The sequence below is a fragment of the Actinomadura geliboluensis genome (assembly GCF_005889745.1).
Taxonomy (GTDB): Bacteria; Actinomycetota; Actinomycetes; order Streptosporangiales; family Streptosporangiaceae; genus Spirillospora; species Spirillospora geliboluensis.
Genome location: NZ_VCKZ01000468.1, coordinates 1 through 6,728, shown reverse-complemented (window position 1 = coordinate 6,728; position 6,728 = coordinate 1). Strand labels below are relative to the sequence as shown.

The 6,728-nt window shown below is 72.0% G+C and carries 5 protein-coding genes and 1 pseudogene; 5 read left to right on the top strand and 1 reads right to left on the bottom strand.

The window, feature by feature from the left end:
- Positions 1-106: 106 nt before the first annotated feature.
- Positions 107-1,411 carry an MFS transporter gene (locus ETD96_RS38680; protein WP_138641457.1) on the top strand — a complete coding sequence of 435 codons (1,305 nt, stop codon included), beginning with the start codon at positions 107-109 and terminating at the stop codon, positions 1,409-1,411.
- Positions 1,412-1,783: 372 nt separating this feature from the next.
- Here the strand turns inward: ETD96_RS38680 and ETD96_RS48325 are convergent.
- Positions 1,784-1,903: pseudogene (locus tag ETD96_RS48325) on the bottom strand (RNHCP domain-containing protein); the annotation flags it as partial.
- A gap of 285 nt (positions 1,904-2,188) precedes the next feature.
- Between ETD96_RS48325 and ETD96_RS38670 the strand changes: the two are divergent.
- The 4 genes from ETD96_RS38670 to ETD96_RS38655 all read left to right on the top strand — a co-directional run.
- On the top strand, positions 2,189-3,532 hold the full coding sequence (locus ETD96_RS38670) for an MFS transporter (RefSeq protein WP_138641456.1): 1,344 nt from the start codon (positions 2,189-2,191) through the stop codon (positions 3,530-3,532).
- A 151-nt stretch (positions 3,533-3,683) separates the two neighbouring features.
- Positions 3,684-4,610: a ketopantoate reductase family protein gene (locus ETD96_RS38665; RefSeq protein WP_138641455.1), complete on the top strand. Its 927-nt coding sequence runs from the start codon at positions 3,684-3,686 to the stop codon at positions 4,608-4,610.
- A 4-nt stretch (positions 4,611-4,614) separates the two neighbouring features.
- On the top strand, positions 4,615-5,709 hold the full coding sequence (locus tag ETD96_RS38660) for an enolase C-terminal domain-like protein (protein ID WP_205719677.1): 1,095 nt from the start codon (positions 4,615-4,617) through the stop codon (positions 5,707-5,709).
- A 75-nt stretch (positions 5,710-5,784) separates the two neighbouring features.
- Positions 5,785-6,728 (top strand): fumarylacetoacetate hydrolase family protein (locus ETD96_RS38655; protein WP_138641454.1); only part of this gene is annotated, 944 nt, incomplete at its 3' end.

Genomic DNA, 6,728 nt, shown 5'->3' with positions numbered 1-6,728 from the left:
GCCCCGCGCCCACTGCGTCCTCCGTGCCCGCCGCCCGCTCCGGCTCCCGTCACTCGTGCCCGTACTTTCCAGCCCACCCCTGCGATCGCCGAACGAGGAGCCCGCGATGCAACGTGCCACAGCGTCCCCGCGACACGAAAAGGACCATCATGGAACGAGCGGCAAGGCAGCGATCCTCGTCACCGTCCTGTGCTGGCTCGCCGTCGTCGCCGACGGCTTCGACCTGATCGTCTACGGCAGCGTCCTGCCCACCCTCGACGACGAGCCCGGATGGAACGTCGGGGCCAAGGGGCTGAGCGTCATCGGTGCGGTCACCTTCCTCGGCATGCTGATCGGCGCGATCGTCACCGGCCTGCTGAGCGACCGCCTCGGCCGGCGGCTCCCGCTGATCACCTGCCTCGTCTGGTTCTCGCTCTGCATGATCGGAAGCGCCCTCGCCCCCTCGCCCGAGGTGCTCGGGATCGCGCGCTTCCTTGCCGGGCTGGGGCTCGGCGGGCTGCTCCCCACGGCGTCCGCCCTGCTGATGGAGTACGCGCCACCCCGGCATCGCGTGCTCATCTACGCGATGGCGATCTCCGGCATCCCGCTGGGCGGGGTGCTCGCGGCCATGCTGTCGCTGCCGCTGCTGCCCGAGCCCGGCTGGCGGGTGCTGTTCATGATCGGCGCCGCGCCGCTGGTCCTCATCGTCCCGGTCGCCCTGCGCTACCTGCCGGAATCCTTGGAGTATCTGGTGAGCCGCGGACGGACGGAGGAGGCCGCGGCGGTCGCCGGCCGGTTCGGCGTCCCACTGCCGTCGCAGGCCCCGGCCGAGGACGCGGTCGGGCCGTCAGCCTCCCTGTTCCGCGGCCGCAACCTCACCGCCTCGCTGTGCTTCTGGGTCGCCACGTTCCTGGCCCTGCTCACCTGGTACGGCCTCGGGACGTGGCTCCCCGGGATCATGCGGGAGGCCGGCTACGAGCTCGGCTCCGCGGTCGGGGCGCTGCTGGTCCTCAGCATCGGCGGGGTCATCGGCTCGTGCCTGATCGCGGCCGTGGGGGACCGGCTGGGATACCGCTCCGTCGCCATCGCGTCCTTCCTCACCGCCGGGACCTCCCTCTTCCTGCTCAGCATCCCGGCCGGGACGCTCGTCCTGTATCTGCTGTTGGCCGTCGCGGGCTCGGCGGCCGTGTCCACCCAGGTGCTCATCAACAGCTTCGTCGGCGTCTACTTCCCTCCGCAGCGGCGCGCCGGCGCGCTCGGCTGGACGCTCGGCGTGGGCCGCACCGGCGCCATCGTCGGCCCGCTGTCGATCGGCCTGATCGTCGACACCGGCATGTCGTACCAGTGGAACTTCTACCTGTTCGGGGCGTGCGCCCTGCTGGGCGCGATCGCGATCACGATGGTGCCGTCCGGCGCCGGCGGACACGCCTGAGCGGGGGCGGCGCGCCCGAGCGGGAGGCGGCGTCCCGCCCGGCGGCAGGCACCGCCGGGCGGGGACTCCGCCGGGTTGGACGGCCAACGGGGCGCCGGCCCGCAGACGGTCGCTCGACAGGGCCGCGGCGCGATCCGCAGCAGAACGAGCGCGTTCGTCGTTCCCGTAACGCGGTTGGTGCTGAGCTCGCCGCACGACAGCAGTGATGGATGACCACCCATTCGCCGTCCGGCCGCAGGGTGGGGCTTGGCGGCGCCATCCGCACGCCGCCCGTTCGGGCCGTCCCTGCGCCGCCGGGCGCACGGCCATCCGCATCAGGATGAGCTGGCTGTCGTCACCGCGGACGGGGCTGGACGCGAGCCCGCCGCATCGCGCGCAGCGGCGGACGGCCATCCAGTCGCCGTTGCGCGGCCCCGCGATGGAGATCGGCACCATGTGCGTCCCGCACTGCGAAGGCCCGCCCTCGCGGTCGAGGACGTGCCGCGGGTACAGGCGGCTCGGGCACGGCCGGGCCGACGGTTCACGGCCGGCCTGCCGCCCGGCACCCGCTGCCGGCCGGCAGGCCGCAGGCCGCCCCGGAATGCCGCTCGGCCGGGATTCTGTGATACCGAATCTCGTGGTCAGGCCACCATCGCGTTCCTAGCATCGTCCCGACCGAGGCCCCCGGAGCCGCGATGAGCGCGGTCCGCGGAACACGGCGCAGACACTTCATATGGCCCTCGTATTCAGCGTCACCTTTCCTAGTCCACATCGATAACTCGGGGGAAAGGAGTGGTCATGTCAGTCACGACACCGCGGGAGCCCAGCCGCTCCAAGCGCGCCGGCGCCCAGGCCGCCGACCCGGTCGAACGGCATCCCGTGTCGCGGCGCGCCGTCGTCGCGAGCAGCTTCGGGAACTTCGTCGAATGGTTCGACTACTCGGTCTACGGCTTCTTCGCGACCGTCATCGCCGGGGCGTTCTTCCCTTCGGAGAACGAGACGGCGTCGCTGATGGCGTCGTTCGCCGCCTTCGGGCTCACGTTCGCGGCCCGGCCGCTCGGCGCGTTCGTGTTCGGGCACTTCGGTGACCGGCTCGGGCGGCGGACGGCGCTCGCGGTCTCGGTGCTCATGATGGGCTTCGCGTCCCTGGCGATCGGCCTGCTGCCGTCCTTCGCGACGATCGGCCTGTGGGCGCCGGTGCTGCTGGTGGCGGCACGGCTCACGCAGGGCTTCTCTGCGGGCGGAGAGGCCGGCGGCTCGTCGTCCTACCTCGCGGAGTCGGCTCCGCCCGGGAAACGGGGGCTGTACACGAGCTGGCAGCAGTTCACGATCGTCCTCGGCCTGCTCGCCGGGTCGGGCTCCGGCGTCCTGCTGTCGACCGCCCTTTCCGAGGACGCCCTGCAGGCCTGGGGCTGGCGGCTTCCGTTCCTGCTCGGCGGGCTGATGGCCGTCATCGGGCTCTACCTGCGGCTGAACCTGGACGACACGCCGGCCTTCCGCGAGCTGGCGGACGAAGGGGAGGTGGACGGCGCGCCGCTGCTGACCATCTTCCGCACCCATTGGCGGACCTTGCTCAAGGCCGTCGGGTTCTTCGTCTCGACGTCGGTGACGAACTACACGCTGTTCGTCTACATGCCGTCCTACGCCAACACCGAGCTGGGCGTGCCCATGTCGCGGGCGCTGCTGTCGAACTCCATCGCGCTCGGCCTGGTCGTCTGCCTCATCCCGTTGGTGGGCATCCTGTCGGACCGGCTCGGCAGACGTCCTCTGCTGCTGTTCTTCAACGGCTCGCTGGTGCTCGCGACGTACCCGCTGTTCCTGTTCGTCTCGGCGGGCACCTTCCCCACTCTGGTGGCCGCGCAGCTGGTCTTCGCCGTGCTCGCCTCGTTCGGGTTCGGCGCCGGGACGGCCCTCTACACGGAGATGTTCCCGACCCGCGTCCGCTATACGGGAATCGGCGTGAGCCTCGGCGTCTCGGCCGCGATATTCGGCGGGTCCGCCCCGTTCATCTCGACCTGGCTGGTGTCCGCGACCGGCGACCGGATCGCCCCCGCGTTCTACCTCATCGCCGCCGCGCTGGTCTCGTTCGTCGCCGTCTACCTGATCGCCGAGACCTATCGCTCGCCGCTGAGAAAGAAATGACCCTTGCAGTCATCGGCCGGTCCGGCGCGCCCGACGCGGGCGTGCCGGACCGGCCGCCGCAACGACGAAAGGCAGGACCATGACCGTTTCCAACGGCGGCGCCCCCGCGGCGGCGTCCGGACCCGCGGGCGCGCCGTCCGGGAGTGGTGCGATGAGGATCGCGATCGTCGGCGCCGGGGGAGTGGGCGGGTTCTTCGGCGCGCTGCTGGCCCGTGGCGGGGCGAACGTGACGTTCGTCGCCCGCGGCGCGCATCTGGCCGCGATGCGGCGGGACGGCCTGCGGGTCGAGGGCGGCGCGCATCCCGTCCACATCCAGGACGTGCGCGCCACCGACGACCCCGCGGAGGTCGGCGCGACCGACCTGGTGATGCTGTGCGTCAAGTTGTGGGGTGTCGAGGAGGCGCTGGAGCAGATCCGGCCGCTCGTCGGGCCGGACACCACGGTCGTGTCGTTCCAGAACGGGGTCCTCAAGGACGGCTACCTCATGGCCGCGTTCGGCGCGGAGCGCGTGATCGGCGGGGTCGGCTACGTCGCCACGCACATCGCGCGGCCGGGGGTGATCGCGCAGACCGGCTCGTTGCAGCGGCTGGTCTTCGGCGAGTTCGACGGGCGGACGTCGGCCAGGGTCGCGGCGTTCCACGAGGCGTGCGCGGCGGGCGGGATCAACGCCGAGGTCAGCACGGACATCAGGCGGGAGATCTGGCAGAAGTTCGTGTTCCTCACCGGCCTGTCGGCGACGACCGCGACCACCCGGCTGCCCATCGGGCCGGTGCGGGAGAACCCGCAGACCAGGGCGTTCCTGCTCGATCTCATGCGGGAGGTCGTCATGGTCGGGCGGGCGTCCGGTGTCGCCCTCCCCGAGGACTACGCGGGGGAGTGCCTGAAGCTCGTCGACGAGGTCGCCTACGACATGACCTCGTCGCTGTTCCACGACCTCGACCGGGGACGTCCCCTCGAAGTGCGGTGGTTGTCCGGCGGCGTCGCCGAGCTCGGCCGGAAGGCGGGGGTCGCCACGCCGCTGAACCGCGCCGTCGCCGACATCCTCGCTCTGCACGCCGACGGCCGGGCCGAGGGGTGACGGGGTGGAGCGGGCACTGACCATCGAGTCGGTCGAGACGGTCCCCGTCGAGGCCCCCATGCGGTTCCCCCTCGGCACGAGTGTCGCGACGGTCCGCTCGGCCCCACTGCTCCTGTGCACCCTCAGGACGCGGGAGGGCGTCGACGGGCGGGCGTACCTGTTCTGCTACTCCGCTGCGGCGATGCGCGCGATCGAGATCGTGCTCCACGACGCCGCCGGATCCGTCGCCGGGCGTCTGGTCACCCCGGGACAGGCGGCGGGCGAGCTGGCCCGCCGCGCGACGCTCGTGGGGGTGACGGGCGTCGTCCGCATGGCGCTGTCCGCGATCGACATCGCCATGTGGGATGCGCTCGCCGTCGGCGCGGACCGGCCGCTCGCGGAACTGTTCGGCGGCGCCCGGGCGTCGGTGCCCGCGTACAACTCCGGCGGGCTGGGCCTGATGGCGCCGCGGGCCGCGGCCGACGAGGCCGCCGAACTACTGGACGGCGGCTTCCGCGCGCTGAAGGTCCGGCTCGGCCACCCGTCGCCGGCCGAGGACTTGGCGGTGCTGCGCGCGGTCCGGGACCGCGTGCCCGGCGCGGAGCTGCTGGTCGACTACAACCAGGTGCTCACCGTCGAGGACGCGCTCTGCCGTGGCCGAGCGCTGCAGGACGAAGGCATCGCGTGGCTGGAGGAGCCCGTCCGACACGACGATCTCGCCGGGAACTCCCGGGTGGCGGACGCGCTCGACGTCCCGGTCCAGATCGGGGAGAACTTCAACCGTCCCGAGGAGCTGGCCGAGGCGGTCGACCGGGGCGCGTGCGACCTCGTCATGCCGGACGTCGCACGGATCGGCGGGGTCAGCGGCTGGCTGCGCGCGGCGGTGCTCGCCGAGGCGCGCGGCACGCCGATTTCCTCGCACCTGTTCCCGGAGATCAGCGTTCACCTGCTGGCGGCGAGCCCCACCGCCCACTGGCTGGAGTACGTGGACTGGGCGGCCCCCCTGCTGCGGCACCCCCTGGAGATCCGGGACGGCGAGGCGGTCGTGCCGCGACGTCCCGGGATCGGGCTGGAGTGGGACCCGGACCGCGTGGCGTTCCACCGCTGCGACCGGCATTGACAGATGGCCGCATCGACAGAAGGCCGCATCGACAGAAGGCCGCATCGACAGAAGGCCGCACTGACAGGAGAAGAGATGAAACTGCTGACCATCGACGCGGGCGCGGCCGGCCACGCCGGGGTGCTCCTCGGCACCGGCGAGGTGCTCGACCTCGTCGCGCTGCCGGCGTCCGGCTCGAACGCCCGGTGGGTCCCGCCCTCGGTGCGCGGCATCCTGGAGGGCGGCGACGAGGCGCTCGGCCTGCTCCGGAAGATCGTGGACTCCGTCGAGTCCGATGACGCCGAACTCGCCCGCCTGCGGGAGAAGGGCACGGTCACCCCGTACGGGGAGACTCCGCTCCGGGCCGTCATTCCGGATCCCGCGCTGGTGCTGTCGACCGGCATGAACTACCGGACGCACCTTCAGGAGATGCGGAACGTGCCCGCGCCCCGGTTCCCGTACGTGTTCGTCAAGGTTCTGGAAACCCTCACCGGGCACGGCCGACCGATTGTGCTGCCCCGCCGGTTCCCCGACATGGTCGACTGGGAGGGCGAGTTGACCGTGGTGATCGGGCGCACCTGCCACGACGTCCCGGAGGACGAGGCGATGGCGTTCGTCGCCGGGTACACGGCAGCGAACGACGTATCCGCGCGCGACTGGGCCGCGGACTTCTACGGCGCCGAGGGCAGGGTCGACGTCGTGGCGGGCTGGGGACGCGCGATCAACGGCAAGCTCTTCCCGACGTTCCTGCCCTGCGGGCCGGTGATCGCCACGGCGGACGAGATCGCCGACCCACACGACCTCCGGCTCACCACCACGGTGAACGGGACGGTCATGCAGTCGGCGAGCACCGGCGAAATGATCTTCAGTGTCGCGCGGCTCGTGTCCTACTGCTCGCAGTGGTACCGGCTCCGCCCCGGCGACATGATCACGACGGGCACCCCCGCGGGTGCCGGCTACGCCCGCGACCCGCAGGTCTTCCTGCGGCCGGGCGACGTCGTGACCGTCGGGATCGAGGGGATAGGCGAGCTGAGCAACCC

What these genes read in the sequence shown, in the direction of transcription:
- ETD96_RS38680 (WP_138641457.1), top strand. Translation starts at nt 107, where the DNA reads ATGCAACGTGCCACAGCGTCCCCGCGACACGAAAAGGACCATCATGGA.
- ETD96_RS38670 (WP_138641456.1), top strand. Translation starts at nt 2,189, where the DNA reads ATGTCAGTCACGACACCGCGGGAGCCCAGCCGCTCCAAGCGCGCCGGC.
- ETD96_RS38665 (WP_138641455.1), top strand. Translation starts at nt 3,684, where the DNA reads ATGAGGATCGCGATCGTCGGCGCCGGGGGAGTGGGCGGGTTCTTCGGC.